The 18,637-nt window shown below is 69.2% G+C and carries 17 protein-coding genes and 1 pseudogene; 11 read left to right on the forward strand and 7 right to left on the reverse strand.

What is annotated here, in order from left to right; genetic code table 11:
* The first annotated feature begins 95 nt into the window (after positions 1 to 95).
* From pdxH to Q5696_RS04755, 5 genes and pseudogenes are all read left to right on the forward strand, one after another.
* The gene (gene pdxH, locus Q5696_RS04735; protein ID WP_305094060.1) at positions 96 to 746 is read left to right on the forward strand and encodes a pyridoxamine 5'-phosphate oxidase; all 651 of its coding nucleotides are present in this window, start codon (positions 96 to 98) and stop codon (positions 744 to 746) included.
* Positions 746 to 2,026: an MFS transporter gene (locus Q5696_RS04740; protein WP_305095136.1), complete on the forward strand. Its 1,281-nt coding sequence runs from the start codon at positions 746 to 748 to the stop codon at positions 2,024 to 2,026. Before pdxH ends, Q5696_RS04740 begins: the two co-directional genes overlap by 1 nt.
* A gap of 130 nt (positions 2,027 to 2,156) precedes the next feature.
* The gene (locus Q5696_RS04745) at positions 2,157 to 3,455 is read left to right on the forward strand and encodes a citrate synthase (RefSeq protein WP_305094061.1); all 1,299 of its coding nucleotides are present in this window, start codon (positions 2,157 to 2,159) and stop codon (positions 3,453 to 3,455) included.
* Positions 3,456 to 3,502: 47 nt separating this feature from the next.
* Positions 3,503 to 3,853 (forward strand): annotated as a pseudogene (locus Q5696_RS04750) (FKBP-type peptidyl-prolyl cis-trans isomerase); the annotation flags it as partial.
* Positions 3,854 to 3,862: 9 nt separating this feature from the next.
* The gene (locus Q5696_RS04755; RefSeq protein WP_305095137.1) at positions 3,863 to 4,228 is read left to right on the forward strand and encodes an FKBP-type peptidyl-prolyl cis-trans isomerase; all 366 of its coding nucleotides are present in this window, start codon (positions 3,863 to 3,865) and stop codon (positions 4,226 to 4,228) included.
* Between the two features lie 69 nt (positions 4,229 to 4,297).
* Here Q5696_RS04755 and Q5696_RS04760 read toward each other — a convergent pair whose 3' ends face one another.
* The 4 genes from Q5696_RS04760 to Q5696_RS04775 all read right to left on the reverse strand — a co-directional run bounded on the left by Q5696_RS04760 (position 4,298) and on the right by Q5696_RS04775 (position 9,971).
* The gene (locus tag Q5696_RS04760; protein WP_305094062.1) at positions 4,298 to 5,389 is read right to left on the reverse strand and encodes an alpha/beta hydrolase; all 1,092 of its coding nucleotides are present in this window, start codon (positions 5,387 to 5,389) and stop codon (positions 4,298 to 4,300) included.
* A gap of 154 nt (positions 5,390 to 5,543) precedes the next feature.
* The gene (locus tag Q5696_RS04765) at positions 5,544 to 7,934 is read right to left on the reverse strand and encodes a lysylphosphatidylglycerol synthase transmembrane domain-containing protein (RefSeq protein WP_305094063.1); all 2,391 of its coding nucleotides are present in this window, start codon (positions 7,932 to 7,934) and stop codon (positions 5,544 to 5,546) included.
* Entirely contained in the window at positions 7,924 to 9,231 is a 1,308-nt protein-coding gene (locus tag Q5696_RS04770; protein ID WP_305094064.1) for a sensor histidine kinase, read from the reverse strand. Before Q5696_RS04770 ends, Q5696_RS04765 begins: the two co-directional genes overlap by 11 nt.
* Entirely contained in the window at positions 9,228 to 9,971 is a 744-nt protein-coding gene (locus tag Q5696_RS04775) for a response regulator transcription factor (RefSeq protein WP_305094065.1), read from the reverse strand. The genes Q5696_RS04770 and Q5696_RS04775 overlap by 4 nt, the downstream gene beginning before the upstream one ends.
* A gap of 318 nt (positions 9,972 to 10,289) precedes the next feature.
* Here Q5696_RS04775 and Q5696_RS04780 point away from each other — a divergent pair, with 318 nt between their 5' ends.
* Together Q5696_RS04780 and Q5696_RS04785 are read left to right on the forward strand one after the other, a co-directional pair.
* Positions 10,290 to 10,661, forward strand: a complete 372-nt coding sequence (locus Q5696_RS04780) for a BlaI/MecI/CopY family transcriptional regulator (RefSeq protein ID WP_305095138.1) — start codon at positions 10,290 to 10,292, stop codon at positions 10,659 to 10,661.
* On the forward strand, positions 10,658 to 11,617 hold the full coding sequence (locus Q5696_RS04785; protein ID WP_305094066.1) for a M56 family metallopeptidase: 960 nt from the start codon (positions 10,658 to 10,660) through the stop codon (positions 11,615 to 11,617). The genes Q5696_RS04780 and Q5696_RS04785 overlap by 4 nt, the downstream gene beginning before the upstream one ends.
* Here Q5696_RS04785 and Q5696_RS04790 read toward each other — a convergent pair.
* Positions 11,518 to 12,069, reverse strand: coding sequence for a hypothetical protein (locus Q5696_RS04790; protein WP_305094067.1), 552 nt, complete (start codon positions 12,067 to 12,069; stop codon positions 11,518 to 11,520). The genes Q5696_RS04785 and Q5696_RS04790 overlap by 100 nt on opposite strands.
* 115 nt (positions 12,070 to 12,184) lie before the next feature.
* Here Q5696_RS04790 and Q5696_RS04795 point away from each other — a divergent pair, with 115 nt between their 5' ends.
* From Q5696_RS04795 to Q5696_RS04810, 4 genes are all read left to right on the forward strand, one after another.
* Complete coding sequence (locus tag Q5696_RS04795) at positions 12,185 to 12,907, forward strand: DsbA family protein (RefSeq protein WP_305094068.1); 723 nt, start codon at positions 12,185 to 12,187, stop codon at positions 12,905 to 12,907.
* 2 nt (positions 12,908 to 12,909) lie between these two features.
* Complete coding sequence (locus Q5696_RS04800; protein ID WP_305094069.1) at positions 12,910 to 13,776, forward strand: cytochrome c biogenesis CcdA family protein; 867 nt, start codon at positions 12,910 to 12,912, stop codon at positions 13,774 to 13,776.
* Positions 13,777 to 13,841: 65 nt separating this feature from the next.
* On the forward strand, positions 13,842 to 14,150 hold the full coding sequence (locus tag Q5696_RS04805) for a hypothetical protein (protein ID WP_305094070.1): 309 nt from the start codon (positions 13,842 to 13,844) through the stop codon (positions 14,148 to 14,150).
* Positions 14,151 to 14,236: 86 nt separating this feature from the next.
* The gene (locus tag Q5696_RS04810) at positions 14,237 to 15,427 is read left to right on the forward strand and encodes an NADH:flavin oxidoreductase (protein WP_305094071.1); all 1,191 of its coding nucleotides are present in this window, start codon (positions 14,237 to 14,239) and stop codon (positions 15,425 to 15,427) included.
* A gap of 4 nt (positions 15,428 to 15,431) precedes the next feature.
* Here the strand turns inward: Q5696_RS04810 and Q5696_RS04815 are convergent, their stop codons facing one another.
* Together Q5696_RS04815 and Q5696_RS04820 are read right to left on the reverse strand one after the other, a co-directional pair.
* Positions 15,432 to 16,277: a hypothetical protein gene (locus tag Q5696_RS04815; RefSeq protein WP_305094072.1), complete on the reverse strand. Its 846-nt coding sequence runs from the start codon at positions 16,275 to 16,277 to the stop codon at positions 15,432 to 15,434.
* Positions 16,278 to 16,581: 304 nt separating this feature from the next.
* Complete coding sequence (locus Q5696_RS04820; RefSeq protein ID WP_305094073.1) at positions 16,582 to 18,495, reverse strand: propionyl-CoA synthetase; 1,914 nt, start codon at positions 18,493 to 18,495, stop codon at positions 16,582 to 16,584.
* Positions 18,496 to 18,637 lie beyond the last annotated feature (142 nt).

Here is an 18,637-nt window from a genome sequence, read left to right on the forward strand (position 1 = left end):
GTCGCCGCGTACCGGTAGCGTCTGCTGCTGTGTCGTCAGAATCGCAGCCGTCGGACTCGCCGCGACGAGGCTCCAGGAAATCCGATCTCTCCGCCATGCGGGTGAGCTACGGAGAGATCGGGCCGCAGCGTCCCGTCGTGGAACCGGACCTCGAGCCGTCGTGGCTGGACGAGGGATGGGCGGCGCTGGCGCGGCGGTGGGTGGAGGAGGCCGTCGACGCCGGGCTGCCGGAACCGAACGCAATGGTGCTCGGCACCGTCGACACCGATGGGCATCCGCGGACCCGGACCGTCCTGTGCAAGGCGCTCGACGCCGACGGCGTGCAGTTCTTCACCAACTACGACTCCGACAAGGGCCGGCAGCTCGCGGCCGTCCCGTACGCGTCGGCGACGTTCACGTGGGTGCCGCTGGCCCACCAGATGACGGTGCGCGGCCCTGTGCAGAAGACCGGCGAGGACGTCACCACGGAGTACTGGAACAGCCGCCCGCGTGGCTCCCGGCTCGGGGCGTGGGCGTCGGACCAGTCCCGACCGATCGCGTCCCGCGCCGACCTCGACGCACGGCTCGTCGAGACCGGTGCCCGGTTCCCCGTCGACACCGACATTCCCGTCCCCGAACACTGGGGCGGCTACCGTATCCGGCCCGAGGCGGTCGAGTTCTGGCAGGGCCGGCCCAACCGCATGCACAACCGGATCCGGGCCCGCCTGGTCGACGGCGCCTGGATCGTGGAACGGCTGCAGCCGTGATGAGGTCCCTGCTCGCCGACGTCACCCCGCTCCGCAACCCCGACTACCGGCGCCTGTGGACGAGCGGCATCGTCACGGTCATCGGTGCGCAACTCACCGTCGTCGCGGTGCCGCTGCAGATCTTCGCGATCACCCAGAACTCCGCGTATGTGGGACTCGCCGGCCTGTTCGGTCTGGTGCCGCTCGTCATCTTCGGGCTGTGGGGTGGCGCGCTCGCGGACGTCATGGACCGCCGCAAGCTCATCATCGTCACGACGCTCGGGTTGATCGGCACGTCGCTGCTGTTGTGGGCGCAGGCCGCCGCGCACGTGGACAACGTGTGGCTGCTGCTGTGCCTGTTCTCGCTGCAACAGGTGTTCTTCGCGGTGAACTCGCCGACCCGCAGCGCGATCATCCCGCGACTGTTGCCGCTGAAGCATCTGCCGGCCGCGAACTCGCTCAACATGACGGTGTTCCAGTTCGGGGCCATCGCCGGCCCGCTCCTCGCGGGGGTCCTCATCCCGGTGGCGGGGCTCGCGACCGTCTACCTGATCGACTCGATCGCCCTGCTCGCGACGTTGTGGGCGGTGATCCGGCTGCCCGCGCTGCCGCCGACCGGACCCGCCCGACGCGCCGGGCTGCGGGTCGTGGGGGAGGGCTTCGCGTACCTCGCGACGCAGAAGGTGCTGCTGGCGTCGTTCGTCGTCGACATCGTCGCGATGGTGTTCGGCATGCCGCGCGCCCTGTTCCCGCAGATCGCACACGAGTCGTTCGGTGACCCCCTCGACGGCGGCATCGCCCTCGGCCTGTTGTTCGCGGCCATGTCGGCGGGCGCGGTGCTCGGCGGCGTGTTCTCCGGGTGGCTGCCGCGCATCCGCTATCAGGGGCGGGCCGTCGTCGCCTGCATCGCACTGTGGGGCGTCGCGATGATCGGGTTCGGTGTCGTCGTCGGGATGTCGACGCCGAGCAGTCCGGCGTTGCTGCTGTGGGTGGCGCTCGCGTTCCTCGCGTTCGGCGGCGCCGTCGACATGATCTCGGCCGCGCTGCGGTCCACGATGCTCCAGCAGGTCGCCACCGACGACATGCGCGGACGCCTGCAGGGCGTGTTCACGGTCGTCGTGGCGGGGGGTCCACGGATCGGCGACGTCCTGCACGGCGCCGCCGCGTACTACGTGGGTACCGCCGTCGCGTCCGCCGGCGGCGGGCTGCTGGTCGTGATCGGTGTCGTCATCTCGATGCTGGTCTTCCCGATGTTCCTGCGGTACCGGGTGGGTGCGTCCGGGCGGCCCGTGGACGTGTGATCCGCGCGGTGGCGATCACCGTTTCGCGGCCCGGGCGGACCCTCCGTGGGCGACCGCGCCCACGGGCGGCTAGTTTCTACTTGAATGTTACGAAGTTACTCACTGGTCTGAGTTTGAGAGGGATCCTTCCGTGCCCGCTGAGAATGACAACAAGCCGACACTCAGCTACCCCGGTGGCGAGCACACGATGTCCATCGCCAAGGCGACTGAAGGGAACGACGGCATCGAGCTGGGCAAGCTCCTTGCCGACACGGGTTACACGACGCTCGACCCGGGCTTCGTGAACACCGCGTCCACGAGTTCCGCTATCACCTATATCGACGGCGACAAGGGCATCCTGCGCTACCGCGGGTACCCGATCGAGGAGCTCGCTGAGCGCTCCACGTTCATCGAGGTCAGCTACCTGCTGATCTACGGCGAGCTGCCCACCCAGGCCCAGCTGGACGTGTTCACCGACAAGATCCGTCGGCACACGCTGCTGCACGAGGACCTCAAGCGGTTCTTCGACGGCTTCCCGCGCAACGCGCACCCGATGCCGGTCCTGTCGAGCGCCGTCAACGCGCTGTCCGCCTACTACCAGGACTCGCTGGACCCGGACGATCCGGAGCAGGTCGAGCTGTCCACGACCCGTCTGCTCGCGAAGCTGCCGACCATCGCGGCGTACGCGTACAAGAAGTCGGTCGGCCAGCCGTTCCTGTACCCGGACAACTCGCTGAGCCTGGTCGAGAACTTCCTGCGCATGACGTTCGGCTTCCCGGCCGAGCCGTACGAGGTCGACCCCGAGGTCTCCAAGGCTCTCGACATGCTGCTGATCCTGCACGCCGACCACGAGCAGAACTGCTCGACGTCGACGGTCCGGATGGTCGGCTCGTCGGACGCCAACCTGTTCACGTCGGTGTCCGCCGGCATAAACGCCCTGTGGGGTCCGCTGCACGGCGGCGCCAACCAGGCCGTGCTCGAGATGCTCGACGAGATCAAGGCCAGCGGCGGCGACGTCACGGAGTTCGTCCGCAAGGTCAAGAACAAGGAAGACGGCGTGAAGCTCATGGGCTTCGGGCACCGCGTCTACCGCAACTACGATCCGCGTGCGGCGATCGCGAAGAAGGCGGCGGACACCATCCTCGCCAAGCTGGGCGGCGACGACGAACTCCTCCAGATCGCGAAGGCGCTCGAGGAGGCTGCGCTCACCGACGAGTACTTCATCGCGCGCAAGCTGTACCCGAACGTGGACTTCTACACGGGCCTGATCTACCGCGCGATGGGCTTCCCGACGCGCATGTTCACGGTCCTGTTCGCGCTCGGCCGCCTGCCCGGCTGGATCGCGCACTGGCGTGAGATGCACGAGGATCCGGCCACCAAGATCGGCCGCCCGCGTCAGATCTACACCGGCTACACCCAGCGTGACTACGTGGACCTGTCGGGCCGCTGAGCAGCGCTGACCAGACTGCCCGACTCCAACAGATCGGACACCCCAACATGAGCACCAAGCCCGAGATCGAGTTCCAGGAGGGCCCCGCGCCCACCGAACTCGTCATCAAGGACATCGTCGTCGGTGACGGCCCCGAGGCCACCCCCGGCGCCAAGGTCGAGGTCCACTACGTCGGTGTCGAGTTCGACTCCGGCGAGGAGTTCGACTCGTCGTGGAGCCGCGGCGAATCCATCACCTTCCCGCTGCAGGGCCTCATCGCCGGCTGGCAGGAGGGCATCCCGGGGATGAAGGTCGGCGGACGTCGTCAGCTGACCATCCCGCCGGAGCTCGCGTACGGTCCGGCCGGTGGCGGTCACCAGCTGTCCGGCAAGACGCTGGTGTTCGTCATCGATCTGCTCGACGTCGTCGTGCCGCCGGAGCCGCCGGTCATCGAGCCCTCCGAGGGCCCGGCCCCGGCCGAGCTCGTGATCGAGGACATCACCGTCGGTGACGGCGCCGAGGCGCAGCCGGGTGCGGTCGTGGACGTCCACTACCACGGTGTCGAGTACGACTCGAACCAGGTGTTCGACTCGTCGTTCCTGCGTGGCGACTCCGTCGTGTTCCCGCTGAACCGGCTCATCCCCGGCTGGCAGGAGGGCATCCCCGGCATGAAGGTCGGCGGACGCCGCAAGCTCACGGTTCCGCCGGAGCTCGCGTACGGTCCGGCCGGCAGCGGTCACCAGCTGTCCGGCAAGACCCTGGTGTTCATCATCGACCTGCTCGGCACCCGGTAGCCGGTAGAACGAAAAGAACTCGGGCCCCGCACCTTTCGGTGCGGGGCCCGAGTCGTTCAGCGGGTGCGGTTACTGCGGGAGACCCGTCTCGGGGATGCCCATCGACTGGGAGAGCATCGGCCACGAGTCGCGCAGGTCGTCACGCCAGTAGCCCCACGAGTGGGTGCCGGCCGGCTTGAACACGAACTGGGCCTGGTCCTGCATGCCGGCACGGTTGACGGCGTCGGCGAGGCGGTGCGTGCACTCGTTGGTCGCGGCCTCGATGATGCCGCCGACGACCACCTGGTTGGCCAGGGTCGCCATGTTGCCGTTGATGCCCTGGCTGTCGAGGGTGTCGTGCGGGCCCGGCAGGCCGGACGCGTTGGACACGTACAGCTTGGGGCCGCCCTTGAGCTGATCGATGTTGATGATCGGATCGTGCGCGATCCAGTCGTCGCTGCCGATCGGGCCCCACATCTTCTCGACGTCGGCGTCGCCGCGGGCGGCGATGACGATCTGGATGTAGGTCTGGCCCACCGGGGTGGCGGTGTCGGCGCAGCCGCTGTACGCGCCGACGGACTTGTACAGGTCCTTGTTGGCGAGCGCGAGGTTGAACACCGACGTGCCCGAGGTGGAGATGCCGGCGAGCGAGTTGACCTCGGTGGTGTTCAGGGCCTTGTCGATGACCGGGGGGAGTTCCTGGGTCAGGAACGTCTCCCACTTGTTGATGCCGTGCAGTGCGTCCTCGGCCTGCTGCCAGTCGGTGTAGTACGTGAACGCGCCCTCCATCGGGGTGACGACGTTGACGTGCTTGTCCTTGAAGAACTCACCGATGTTGGCCTGACGCTGCCACGACGCGGAGTCCTCGCCGCCGCCGGCACCGTTGAGCAGGTACAGGGTGGGAGCCGGCTTGGACGTGTCGGCCGGGCGGACGACGTCGAGCGGGATGTTGCGGTTCATCGACTCGGAGTGGACGACGAGGCGCAGCTTGTTGGTGCCGGTCGACGTCGCGGACACCAGCGTGGTGCCACCGTTCGACGCCTTGGTGGCATTGACCTGGGTGGCATCGGCTGCGTCCGCAGAAGCCACACCGGCCCCCATGAAGACGGGCAGTGCGGCGACCGTCGCCGTCGTGGCGCCGATCAACGCTGTGAGCCGGCGGGACTTCTTGGTAACGCGCATGCTTTCTCACCTTCGGGCGGTCGGCCGGGGGACGCGGCCGCGCCCCCCGGAGTCGATCGTGTGTATATCACTTCAGCTATCGGGTGTACGTCTCGTTTTGCTACCGGTTGGCCGAAAATTCTCGAGACGTTCCCGAATTATCGGTCATAAACCGTCAGACCATGTCGTTTTTCTGTAACCAGCGCAAAGTCGGCCACCCGCAGAACACGGGCAGCCAGCATGTGAGCACCCGGTAGAGCAGCACCGACGGTACCGCGATGCCCACGGGCAGCCCGAACGCGGTCAGGCCGCCGATGAGGGCGGCTTCGACGGCGCCGACGCCGCCGGGGGTGGGGGCGGCGGAGGCGAGGGTGCCGCCGATCATCGTCACGATGGTCACGGTCACGAACGTGGTGCCGCCGCCGAACGCTTCGACGCTCGCCCACAGGGCCAGGGCGGCGCCGAGGGTGGTGCCGGCGCTGCCGAGCACGATCAGCAGGAAGCGGCCGGGGCTGCGGGCCAGCTGGGCCAGGGACGCCATCACCTCGGTCAGCTGTGGCCGTACCTCGGTGCGCAGCCAGCGGCGGGCCTTGGGAATGAACATGAACGTGCCGACGGCGCCGAGGGCGATACCGGCGATGAGGTAGAGCATCGTGCCGCGGGGCACGAAGTGCGACAGGTCGGCGTCGCGGCCGGCGGCGACGCTGAAGAAGACCAGCAGTGCGATGTGGGTGACCACCTGCACCGTCTGCTGCAGGGCGACGGCTGCCGTCGCCCGGACCGTGCCGAGTCCGCCCTTCTGCAGGAACCGCACGCTCAGTGCGAGGCCGCCGACGCCGGCCGGGGTGGTGGTGGCCGCGAACGTGTTGGCCACCTGCATCACCACCAGGTGCCGGTAGCGGACGAGTTCGGACGCGCACGCCCACAGGGCGGCCGCGGCCCCGACATAGGTGAGGGCGGAGACGATCAGACCGGCCAGCGCCCACCACCAGTTGGCGCTCTTCAATTCGGTGAGGAAGGTCGGTACCTGGCTGATGAACGGGTAGGCGACGTACACCAGGCCGATGAGCAGGACGAGCTGGATGATCTGGTTACGGGTGAACCGGGTGACCTGTTCGGGGGCGATCTTGTCGATGTCGGTGCGGCGGCTCACCTCGTCACGGATCCGGCCCAGCAGGGCGGCGGAGTCGGGGATCGGTTTGCGCAGCCGCGCCGGCATCGCGGACTTCGTCAGCCGGCCGGACGCCGCCAGGATCCGGTCGCGTCCGCGGGCGGCGAGGGCCGCGTCCACGGCCGGTTCGACACCGAACAGGGCCGCCGTCGTGAGCAGGAGTTGCGCGGTGTCGGACTGGATCTGGGCCTCGGATCCGCCGAGTTCGGCGTACGCGAAGCCGTCGAACAGGGCCCGATCGTCGTCGATCCGGATCTCCGACGCGCAGAGGTTGCCGTGCGTGATCTGGCGGTCGTGGAGATCGTCGAGCGCCGCCCACAACATCACGAGCAGGCGTTCGCGGGGCTCGGGGTCGGCGGGGGCGAGGGCGGTGATCGGGACGCCGCGGGAGACGGGGCGCACGATCAGCTGCCAGCCGCGGTCGAGTGCGCTGACCGCGATCGGTTTGGACGCGGCACGGTGGGCGTCGGCGACGGCGATCCCCATCAGGGCCCGGTGCTCGACGGCACGGGCGAAGGACGCGTGTGCGGGGGTGCTCTCACTGCTGCGCAGCGTCAGCCAGTTCGCGAACTGGCGGAGCGCGCCGCGGCTGCGCTGGTTCTGGCCGTACAACTCGACGATCGTCTCGGGTTCGCCGTCGCGGTCGGCGCCGAGGACGAGGGGACCGCTGCCGGCGGGGGCGATCACCCGGAAGGCGGTGACACGATGCCCCAGCCGTTGCAGGGCCTCGACCGCGGAGTCGAGCGGCACCTCGAGGGCCGGGGTGCCCACGACGAGGACGATGACCGCACCCACGAGGTAGCCGACGGCCAGGCCCAGCATCGACCGGGCCGGCACGATCGAGCTGACCACCAGGTGGATCGGTGCGAACAGCAGCAGCAGCGCCCACCACAGTCGTCGCCAGCGTTTCGGCAGCCACGGCCCCGACACGGTCAGGACGGCGGCGAGCATCGCGATCCAGCGGGGGTCGTCGAGGAACTGCGACAGGAACGTGTCGACGCGGTCGGACACGTCGAGATGCCATTGCGGGGCGGCGAACCCGGACCCGCTGATCGACAGGGCGATCCCGGCGATGAGTGCGGCGGCCGCGTAGCCGGCGAGCAGTTTCCATCGGCGTCCGACGACGAGCTGGATGAGGATCGCGAACGGCAGTGCCAGGATCGCGATGCCGTACAGCAGGTACACGGTGTCCGAGACGCCCGGGGACAGGATGCCGACGATGTCGGACACCGAGGTTTCGAGGGCGTCCCATTCGCTGCGGGTGATCACCGATCCGCCGATGACCGCGCCGAGACACACGAGCGCGAACACCACCCGCAGGATGTCGCTGGTGCGTCGGGCCAGCGGCTGCAGCAGGCTTCCGGTGACCGGGATGTCCCGTCCGTCAACTTTCAAGGGTCACCACCAACCGCGCGCCGCCGAGCGGGCTGGTCTCGAAGCGGGCCCTGCCACCGTGCAGGTGGGCCTGCTGCGCCACCAGGGCGAGCCCCAGCCCGGATCCGGTGCGGGCGGCACCGCTGCCGCGCCGGAAGCGTTCGAACACGTCGGCGCGTTCGTGCTCGGGGATGCCGACGCCGTCGTCGTCGACGGTCACGGTGACGACGCCGTCCCTGCCGCGGTGGGCGCCGATCGCGACGGTGTGGGCGCGGCCGTGCCGGACGGCGTTGGTGATCGCGTTGTCGATCGCGAGCCGCAGCCCGGCCGGTAGGCCGCGGACCGTCGTCCCGGGTGGGGCGTCGACGGTCACCGACAGCCCGGGGTGGAGGCGTTGTGCGTCGGCCGCCGCCAGGTCGCACAGGTCCGACAGGTCGACGTCGACGTGGTCGCTCTCGCTCGACAGTTCCCCGGACGCCAGTCGTTCGAGCGCAGTGAGGGTGGCCTCGAGCCGGCCCTGGGTGCGGGCGATGTCGGTGAGGATCTCGCGGCGCTGCTCGTCGGACAGGTCGAGGGTGGTGACGACCTCGAGGTCGGTGCGCATCGCGGTCAGCGGGGTGCGCAGTTCGTGCGCGGACGCCGCCGCGAAGTCGCGGGCCGTCTCGAGGGCGGCGGCGGTGCGGGCCTGGGCGTCGGAGACGTCCTGCAGCATCGCCTCGACGGCGCCGGCGAGCGCGTCGGCCTCCCGGACCCCGGAGGCGGCGGGGGCCAGATCGCGGTCGCGGCGGGTGACCCGCCGGGTCAGCTCGACGAGGGGACGGACCGCGTGACCGCCGAAGATCCAGCCGAGGCCACTGGCCGCGACGATCGCGAGGACGCCGACGAGCGCGACCTGCTGCTGTTGGTCGACGGTGGGGTCCTTGGCCTCCGCGAGCGGCACCGCCACCGACAGCAGTTGCGACGACCCCGGCGCGACGGGGGCGGTGAACGCGCGGAACGGGGTGCCGGCCACGTCGACGGTGTGGGATCCGGTGTCGAGGTCGGGGAGCCGGCTCGACGTACTGGCGACGACGTCGTCGCCGGAGCGGATCGTCACGGCGAACGCACCCGCGTCCCCGAGGACGTTGAGGAACGGTGCTGCTGCGCCGGCATTGACGATCAGGACGCGGGATGCGGTCTCGAGTCGCTGGTCGAGCTGCTGGAGGTTGTTGCGGGCGATCGCGAGGGCCAGGTAGACGCCGACCGCGGCGACGACGATGGTGGCGCCGAGCGCGGTCGCGGCGGCGACCCGGGCCCGCAGCGAGTGTGGTCGCATCATGTGGGTTCCCGCACGACGAAACCCACACCGCGGACGGTGTGCACGAGGCGGGGGGTGCCGTCGGCCTCGAACTTGCGGCGCAGGTAGCCGACGAACACGTCGACGACGTTGGTGTCGGCGGCGAAGTCGTACCCCCACACCAGTTCCAGGAGGCGTTCTCGGCTCAGCACCACGCCGGCGTTGCGGGCCAGGACCTCGACGAGCTCGAATTCCCTTTTGGTGAGGCCGATTTCGGTGCCGCCGAGGTGGACTCGACGGCCGGCGACGTCGATGGACAGCGGGCCGACCACGATCTGCTCACCGGTCGCGGCGGGTGTGGTGTCCGGTGTCGAGCGGCGGCGCAGCATCGCTCGGATCCGGGCCACGAGTTCGGCGAGGACGAACGGTTTGACGAGGTAGTCGTCGGCGCCGGATTCGAGGCCGGCGATGCGGTCGTCGACCGAGCTGCGCGCACTGAGCACGCAGATCGGGATCTCGTTGCCCCGTTCCCGGAGCGCGGTGACCACCCCGGTCCCGTCGAGGACGGGCATGTTCATGTCGAGCACCACGACGTCGGGTGCGGCGGCGTCGACGACCTGGAGGGCGGCCGCGCCGTCACCCGCGGTGAGCACGTCGAACCCGGACAGTCGGAGTCCGCGCTCGAGGGAGGCGAGCACATCCGGATCGTCGTCCACGACGAGAACGGTCGCGATGGCGGTCACCCGAGCATTGTGCCCGTCGGCGGGCGCGGTTCCGCGCATCTTCTCAGTTCTCCGTCCGCGGGTGCTCGGAACGCGCGATCGGAACGTCGGCTGCGTCGTAGTGGGCAGGGCAATCGGGCACTACGGCGATATTAGTCTCGCGATCGACGACGGCTGCCATCTACACCTGCTCGCCGGTCGACCGGAGCGCAGGTGACCGGCGCGATATCGGAGAACGAACCTCGCTCCGAAACTTGACGTGTGATTCGGAAGGGCCTGTACTGGCGACATGTCCCGATCGACCGGTCCCCGCGCGGACGAGATCCACCTGCAGCTGCGTGCAGCTCCAGGACCGGCGATCGCAGGAGCCGCCGCGTGATCGGTCTGGGTGACCTCGAGAGCGCAGTGATGAACGTGCTGTGGAACCTCGACGACCCCGCTCGCGTGCGGGACGTGATGGACCGGCTGGAGCCACCGCGGCCGTTGGCGTACACCACCGTGATGACGGTGCTCGACAACCTGCACACCAAGGGCATGGTCTCGCGGGAACGCGTCGGCCGCGCCTACCGGTACCGGGCGGCCCGCAGCCGTGAGGAGACCGCGGCCGAACTGGTACGTCAGGTACTCGACGCCAGCGGTGACGCCGAACAGGTCATGTTGCACTTCGCGAGTTCCGCCTCGGACGACGAGTCGCGGATCCTGCGCCGCGCCGCGCGCCGAGCCCAGCGTCGCCGGGACGAAGCCCGATGATCGCGGGTCTGGCACTGGCGGTCGCCGCCGCCGTTCTCGCCGTGATCGCACCACGATGGCTCGGTCGCCTCGCGGCACCGCATCGGCATCCACGCATCGCGCTCGCTGCCTGGGTGACCTCGCAGTGCGTGTTCGTCGGCGTCGTCGCCGCGATTCCCGTTGTGCTCTGGGTGCGCCCCGGCGGACGATGGCACGTGTTACCGGCGGCGACGCTGACGTGCATGCAATCACTGCGGGAAACCGGAGCCCTGCCCTGGCTTGCCGCAGTCGAGGCGGTGCTGTGCACGGTCGGCCTGGCGGTAACGGCGCGGACAGTGCTCGTCGTCGCGCGGAGATTGCTGCGGCATCGTCGGCTCACCGAATCGCACGCCTCGGCGTTGCGCCTGATTGCAGGTCCGTCCGCGACAGACGGGGAAGGTGTGTTCCGCCTCGGCGGAGCGGACTTCGCCGCCTACAGCATCGGTGGCCGGAGTCCGGCGATCGTGCTGGGGACGGCGGTGGCGGCGCTCGACCCGGATGCGCGCGCCGCGGTCCTGGCACACGAACGCGCACATCTGACGGGCCGGCACCATCTGCTCGTCGCCTGGTCCGACGCGCTGCGCGCAGCGCTCCCGGGGGTGCCGTTGGCGTACCGGGGCGCGACGTGGACTCGTGTGCTCGTCGAATTGTCGGCGGATCGGCAGGCTGCGGTGTCGTGCGGATCGGGCGCGGTGTGTGCTGCACTCGGGCACAGCGCGGCCGCAGGCCGTGATGCGCGTCCCGCCGCGCTGTCGGTGTCGGGGACCGGACTGGCCGCAGATCGGATGGCGTGGTTGTCGGCGGTGCAGGTTCCTCGTTCCGGTGCGCAGGCCCTGCACTACCCGGTTGCGGTCACCGTGTCCGTGCTGCCGGTACTGGCGTCGACCTCGGTCGTCGTCGCGGCGCTGGCCCTCTTCTGCGCCGTGTTCGGCGGCTGAGTCGTCGTCGCGTCCGGTGCGGGCGCAGCACAGGCGGGCCCGCACAGGCTCCGCCGTCGCCGCAGGATCAGCGCGGTCGTCAACAGTGCGAGCGATCCCACCGCGATGATCGGCTGGAGCGGTGCCCAGAAACCGAGGGCTCCGCTCGTGCCGATCGTCAGCAGGACGATCTTGTTGCACACCGGGCAGCCGACCGCGAACACGGCGAGCGTGACCGCGGCCATCGGGCCGGTCGGCCGATCGGTCGGGGAGTCGACCCGGATGCCGAACCACAGCGCCGTGAGAATCGCGGTTGCGGCGAGAACCGGATACTCCCACCAGCGCACCGGAATTTCGCGACCGAACCACGGCGTGTCGATGACGTCCGTCGGTACACCCACCACGATCAGGGTGACCAGGCCGGCTGCCAGGGCGCGTACCGAGGTGCTCCTCCACCGGGGCGTGTCGGTCATCGAGGGGACTCCCGTCCTGTCGGTGCGGATCAACTACTAAGGAAGATAGTAGTTGTATGTACTATCGCGGATGGCAATAGAGGCGGATCGGACACCTTCGGGAGTTGGAGGACGTATGGCAGCGCGCGGCAAGGTGCTCGGAGTCGGACGCGATGTATGGCTGTTGGGTGTCCTCGGGGCAGTCGCGCTGTTGTTGGTGGGCTATCTCGTGATGGACCGGGTGCGTTCCGAGGATCGTCCGCCGGAAGCCGCTGCCGCGGCCGAGGGCAGTGCGCCCGGTTTCGGTCCGGTCGGTGATCTGTCCCGACGGATCGACGGCGACCCGCTGGCCCGCGGCGCGGTCGACGCGCCCGTCACCATGGTGGTGTTCTCCGACTACCGCTGCCCGTTCTGTGCGAAGTTCAGCCGCGACACCGAACCGCAGCTCGTCGAGCGGTACGTGGACTCGGGGCAACTGCGGATCGAGTGGCGTGACCTACCGCTGTTCGGGGACCAGTCGCGGGCCGCCGCGGTCGCCGGCCGTGCGGCCGCCGCGCAAGGCAAGTTCTGGGAGTTCAACTCCGCTCTGTACGCCGCGGCCCCCGACCGGGGGCATCCCGAGTTCGACGCCGCGGCCCTGCGCGGTTTCGCGGAGCAGGCGGGTGTCCCGGATCTGGAGCGTTTCGATCGGGACGCCGCCGGCGCCGACTTCGACCGGGCCGTCGGTTCGGACCTGCTCGAAGCGAAGATGCTGGGCGTGTCGAGCACTCCGGCGTTCGTGATCAACGGGTACCCGGTGCTGGGTGCACAGCCGCTCGACGTGTTCGTCGACACGATCGAGACGGCAGCCGGGCGGTAACCGTGACCGACATCGGACTGCTCGGGGCGCTCCTGGGTGGGTTGCTCTCGCTGGTGAGTCCGTGCTCGGCGTTGCTGCTGCCGTCGTTCTTCGCGTACGCGTTCGACGGCGCGGGTCGGCTCGCCGCGCGCACCGCCGTGTTCTACGGCGGACTCGCGACCGTGCTCGTGCCACTCGGTGCCGGGCTCGGAGCGATGGGATCGCTGCTGACGCAATACCGTTCGACGGTGACGACCGTCAGTGGGCTCGTGATCGTGGCGCTCGGTGTCGCGACGGTGTTCGGTCGCGGGTTCACGTTCGCGCCCGCGCAGCGGGCCACCGGATCGATCCGGATCTCCGGCTCCCTGTCGGTGTTCGCGCTCGGCGCGGTGTACGGGTTCGCCGGTTTCTGTTCGGGCCCGCTCCTCGGCAGTGTCCTGACCATCGCGATCGCCGGCGGCGGCGCCGCGTACGGCGGCGTGCTCATGGCCGTGTACGCGCTGGGCATGACGATTCCGCTGTTCCTGCTGGCGCTGCTGTGGGACCGCTTCGACCTGGGGAGCCGTCGGTGGCTGCGGGGTCGGGAGATCACCCTCGGCCGGGTGCGCACCCACACCACGTCGCTGGTGTCGGGTCTGCTGTTCGTCGCGATCGGTGTGCTGTTCCTGGTCACCGACGGCACCGCGAATCTCGGTGGTGCGATGGGCGTCGACGATCAGTTCTCCCTCCAGGTCACGTTGGGGGAGTGGGCGCGGACGTTGTCCGACGCCACGGTGCTGCTGTCCCTGGTGCTGGTGGCGTTCGTCGTGGTGGCGGTGCGAGTCGTGCGCCGCCGGAACACGGGCAACACAGACAGCGCAGACACTGCGGACGACGCCGTGGAGCAGTAGGGCGCGGGTTTATCCGGACCCGGTTCCGGGTAGTTCGGGCACAGCCGCAGAGAAGGGAGTGCCCGGTGACACGTGATGTCGAGAAACGGTGGTCGGACCCGCGCGGGTTCCGGGCTGCGGTGGTGGCGGTGGCCGGTGTGATCGCCGTGGCGGCGGTGATCCTGGTCGTCCTGCTGGCGGTGGGGGCGAGCCACGTCGCGATCGTGATCGCCCCGTCCGCGGTGCTCCTACTCGGCGGCATCGGGTTGTTCGTGCAGGCGTATCGGGCGTGGCGGCGGGGCGGCGTCTGGCCGATCTGGCAGGGCGCCGGTTGGTTCGTCTTCGTGTTCGCTCTGGTCTATCTGGGTATCTCGGTGCAGTCGGCCGCGGACTGAGTGCCGTCCCACTTCGTGGGCCGGACACTTCCGATGCCAGTGGCATCGGTATAGCCTCGGGCATTCTTCGACGGAAAGGATGCCCGGTGTCCCAGACTCCTCCCGATGTGTTCGCCCCGGCCCAGCTCGGCCCGATCACGTTGCGCAACCGCATCATCAAGTCCGCGACGTTCGAGGGGCGCACCCCGGACGCGCTCGTCACCGACGACCTGATCGAGTTTCATCGCCGCCCCGCCGCCGGCGGAGTGGGGATGACGACGGTCGCGTACTGCGCGGTCCAGCCCGAGGGGCGCACGGAGCGCGGCCAGCTGTGGATGCGCCCCGAGGTGGTGCCCGGGCTCCGCAAGCTCACCGACGCGATCCACGCCGAGGGCGCGGCGGCGTCCGCGCAGATCGGGCATGCAGGTCCCGTCGCGAACGAGAAGTCGAACCGGCTGCCGGCCCTGGCGCCGTCGACGTCGTTCAGCCCGCTCAGCATGAAGAAGATCCATGCGGCCACGGCGTCCGACATCGCGCGGATCACGCAGGCGCATGCCGACGCTGCCCGGTTCGCGATCGAGGGCGGCTTCGACGCCGTCGAGATCCATTTCGGGCACAACTATTTTGCGAGCTCGTTCCTGAGCCCCAAGCTGAACAAGCGCAAGGACAACTACGGCGGATCGCTGGAGAACCGGGCGCGGATCGTGCGGGAGACGGCGCGCGCCGTCCGTGAGGCCGTCGGCGACCGGATCGCGATCCTCGCCAAACTCAACATGGACGACGGTGTGCCCGGCGGCTTCTGGCTGGACGAGGCGATCCAGGTGGCGCAGTGGCTCGAGGCCGACGGCAGCCTCGACGCCCTCGAGTTGACGATGGGCAGTTCGCTGCTCAACCCCATGTATCTGTTCAAGGGGGACGCCCCTGTTCGTGACTTCGCGAACGCGATGCCGCAGCCGGTCAAACTCGGCGTGCAGATGGTGGGGAAGGCGTTCATCAAGGCCTACCCGTACGAGCCGCTGTTCATGCTCGAGCAGGCCCGGCAGATCCGTGCGGCCGTGAAGATGCCGCTGGTGCTGCTCGGCGGCGTCACCGACAAGGCCGGCATGGACACCGCGATGGCGGAGGGGTTCGAGTTCGTCGCGATGGCGCGGGCGCTGCTGCGCGAACCCGATCTGGTCGACCGGATCCGGGACGAGTCCCGCACCAGGTCGCTGTGCATCCACTGCAACAAGTGCATGCCGACGATCTTCTCGGGTGCCCGCTGCGTCCTGGTCGATCCGCTTCCGGTGCGGGTCTGACGAATCAGATGCAGTCCCAGGCGAATTCGACCGCGGACCGGACATCGTCGGACCACTGCGCCCACACCGATTCGCCGGTGAGCAGTCCGGCGGTCGCGCACAGGGAATCGGTGGCGGCTCGGATGAGGTCGAGCACGAGGTGGAACTGGTAGCCACCGATCGTGGCGAGGTGGTCGTAGCCGGCGGCGCCGGGACCGTGCAGTGACAGCACGCCGAACGGTCCGCCGTCACGGCACGTGGCGGCGCCGACCGCGACGAGGTCGATCAGTGCCGCGGCCTCGGCGAGCTGGTCGTCGGGGCGCGTCGGCGCCTGCGGAATCTGCTGCGCGGCAGGGGAGTCCGACGGAACGAAGGCATCCGGAAGCTCGAGGTCGAGGTAGTCGTCCGATGCGGCGGCGGTCAGCCGATTCCGGGCCCGGGCCGATGCGAGGGCCACCTGGCGGGCGGTCTCGGGGCCGTCCGGCGATTCGAGGTCGAGCAGGATGCGCAGTCGCTCGGCGGCGGACCCGAGCAGGGTCCACGTCGTGGTGGTGCGGCCGTGTTCGAGCATGCCGGCGATGTCGAGCAGCGTCTCGAGCAGTTCGTCGTACTGCGCGATCGCCGCGGTCAGGCGCAGGCCGGGGCCGTCCGCCCAGAACAGGTCCTCCGCGCGGGCGTCGCGTTCGGCGGTGCGGGTGGCGTCCAGGTCCGCCGCCAGGCAGGCCTGCACCGTGACGACGACCTCCCGCATGAGGGCCGCCTGGTTCGACAGTTCGATGCCCTCGGGGTCGTGGAGGTAGTGGCGGCGTTCGCTGTTCGCGACGAGATCACGGATCAGGGCGTGCGCGGACGGGGTGGCGACGGCGGACAATTCTCCCCCTCGGGATGCTGTGAAGAAATGAGACCGAATTGTGGAACTGTTGACTCTTCGGCGGTCTGCAGATGGTATTCGGCTGGTGTTCTGTTCACGTCCCGCTGACGTGCTGCCGTGAACATACCGTGACCGTGCTGTGACAGTCAACGTCGAAAATGTCGTTGACCAGCAGGTATGTCCGTTTAAATTAATTGGGCGTTTGGGAAAATTCGGCGAAATATCAGTTTTGTGGATATCGTCCGGAATGCGAAAGACCCCGCATCGTTCGGATGCGGGGTCTTTACGTATCGGGAGGTTCGACTCAGCCGCGCATGACCTTCTCGAGATCGTCGAGGACCGACGGGTCCTCGATCGTCGACGGCACCGTGTACTCGTCGTTGTCGGCGATCTGGCGCATCGTCTTGCGCAGGATCTTGCCCGAGCGGGTCTTCGGCAGCGCTTGGACGACGGTGACGTCGCGGAACGTGGCGACCGCGCCGATCTGCTCACGGACCATCGCGATCAATTCCTTGCGGAGCGTGTCCTCGTCGATGTCGGTGCCGGCCTTGAGGACCACGTAGCCGCTGGGCCGCTGGCCCTTGAGGGCGTCGTGGATACCGATCACCGCGCACTCGGCGACCGCCGGATGCGATGCCACGATCGCCTCCATGCTGCCCGTCGACAGCCGGTGCCCGGCCACGTTGATGACGTCGTCGCTGCGGCCCAGGACGAACACGTAGCCGTCCTCGTCGATGTAGCCGGAGTCGCCGGTGAGGTAGTAGCCGTCGAACGTCGACAGGTAGGAACGCACGTAGCGTTCCTCGTCGCGCCACAGGCCGGCCAGGGTGCCGGGAGGCAACGGCAGGCCGATCACGATGTTGCCCTCGGTGCCCGCCGGAACTCGGGCGCCCTCGGCGTCGACGATGTCGACGCGGTAGCCGGGGACGGCGACGGTGGGGGATCCGGGCTTGACCGGCATCGGATCGAGTCCGCGCAGGTTGGCGCAGATCGCCCAGCCGGTCTCGGTCTGCCACCAGTGGTCGATCACCGGGACACCGAGCTTCTCCGACGCCCACACGTACGTGTCGGGGTCGAGGCGCTCACCGGCGGCGAACAGGGTCACCATCGACGAGATGTCGTACTTGTCGAGTTCGGCGGCCTCCGGGTCGGCCTTGCGGATCGCGCGGATCGCGGTCGGGGCCGTGAACAGGGCGGAGACGTTGTGTTCCTGGATGATCCGCCAGAACGCGCCCGCGTCCGGGGTGCCGACCGGCTTGCCCTCGTACATGACGGTGGTCGCCCCGACGAACAACGGTGCGTACACGATGTACGAGTGGCCCACGACCCAGCCGACGTCCGACGCCGTCCACCACACCCGGTCGGGGCCGATGTCGTAGATGTTGCGCATCGACCACGTCAGCGCGACGGCGTGGCCGCCGTTGTCACGGACGACGCCCTTGGGTTTCCCGGTGGTGCCCGAGGTGTACAGGATGTACAGCGGATCGGTGGCGGCCACCGGCACCGGGGCGGCGTCGGAGGCGTCGGCCGCCAGCTCGTCCCAGTCGAACCACGCCGACCCGCGGTCGCGGTAGTCGGCGGCGCTGCCGGGCACCGCGTCGCGGTTCTTCACGATCACCGTGTGCGGCGGATGCGCCGACATGCCCAGGGCCTGATCGACCATCGGCAGGTACTCGATCGTGCGCCCCGGCTCGAGACCACCCGAGGTGGTCACCAGCACCACCGGCTGCGCGTCGTCGATGCGGGTGGCGAGTTCCTTCGCGGCGAAACCACCGAACACCACCGAGTGCACCGCACCGATCCGGGCGCACGCGAGCATCGCGATCGCGGCCTCCGGGATCATCGGCATGTAGATCACCACCCGGTCCCCGGCGACGACACCCTGCTCGGCGAGCACGCCCGCGAACCGGGCGACCTCGGCGAGCAACTCCGCGTACGTGTACGTCCGCTTACCGGGAACCATCGCCGAATCCCAGATCAGCGCCGCCTGATCGCCGCGCCCGTCGCGCACGTGCCGATCGAGCGCGTTGACACACGTGTTGAGTCGAGCGTCCGGGAACCACCGGTACATCGGGGCGTTCGAGTCGTCGAGGGCACGCGTCGGCGCGGTGTCCCACTCGACGGACTCGGCGGCCGCGAGCCAGAAGGCGTCCGGGTCCTCCACGCTCTCCCGGAAAGCGGCGGCGTATGCGCTGGTCGACTGCTCGGCGGTGCTCATCGATTCGTGTCCTCTCGGGTGCTTACCGCGCATCTGTGATGCACCTGACACCCTAGGGGACGTGGGGTCCGCCACACCCGAGGTGCAGTCCGGGCGCGCGGATTCTGCGCCCGACGGCATCGAACGGTCGACGAACGGACAC

Origin of the sequence: Prescottella sp. R16 (assembly GCF_030656875.1) — a bacterium.
Lineage (GTDB): Bacteria > Actinomycetota > Actinomycetes > Mycobacteriales > Mycobacteriaceae > Prescottella.

Bases quoted from the DNA above. Each gene is read 5' to 3' on its own strand.
- Q5696_RS04785 (WP_305094066.1), top strand. From the start codon at position 10,658: ATGATCGCGGGTCTGGCACTGGCGGTCGCCGCCGCCGTTCTCGCCGTG.
- Q5696_RS04820 (WP_305094073.1), bottom strand. From the start codon at position 18,495: ATGAGCACCGCCGAGCAGTCGACCAGCGCATACGCCGCCGCTTTCCGG.
- pdxH (WP_305094060.1), top strand. From the start codon at position 96: ATGCGGGTGAGCTACGGAGAGATCGGGCCGCAGCGTCCCGTCGTGGAA.
- Q5696_RS04740 (WP_305095136.1), top strand. From the start codon at position 746: ATGAGGTCCCTGCTCGCCGACGTCACCCCGCTCCGCAACCCCGACTAC.
- Q5696_RS04770 (WP_305094064.1), bottom strand. From the start codon at position 9,231: ATGATGCGACCACACTCGCTGCGGGCCCGGGTCGCCGCCGCGACCGCG.
- Q5696_RS04790 (WP_305094067.1), bottom strand. From the start codon at position 12,069: ATGACCGACACGCCCCGGTGGAGGAGCACCTCGGTACGCGCCCTGGCA.
- Q5696_RS04795 (WP_305094068.1), top strand. From the start codon at position 12,185: ATGGCAGCGCGCGGCAAGGTGCTCGGAGTCGGACGCGATGTATGGCTG.
- Q5696_RS04760 (WP_305094062.1), bottom strand. From the start codon at position 5,389: ATGCGCGTTACCAAGAAGTCCCGCCGGCTCACAGCGTTGATCGGCGCC.
- Q5696_RS04775 (WP_305094065.1), bottom strand. From the start codon at position 9,971: ATGCGCGGAACCGCGCCCGCCGACGGGCACAATGCTCGGGTGACCGCC.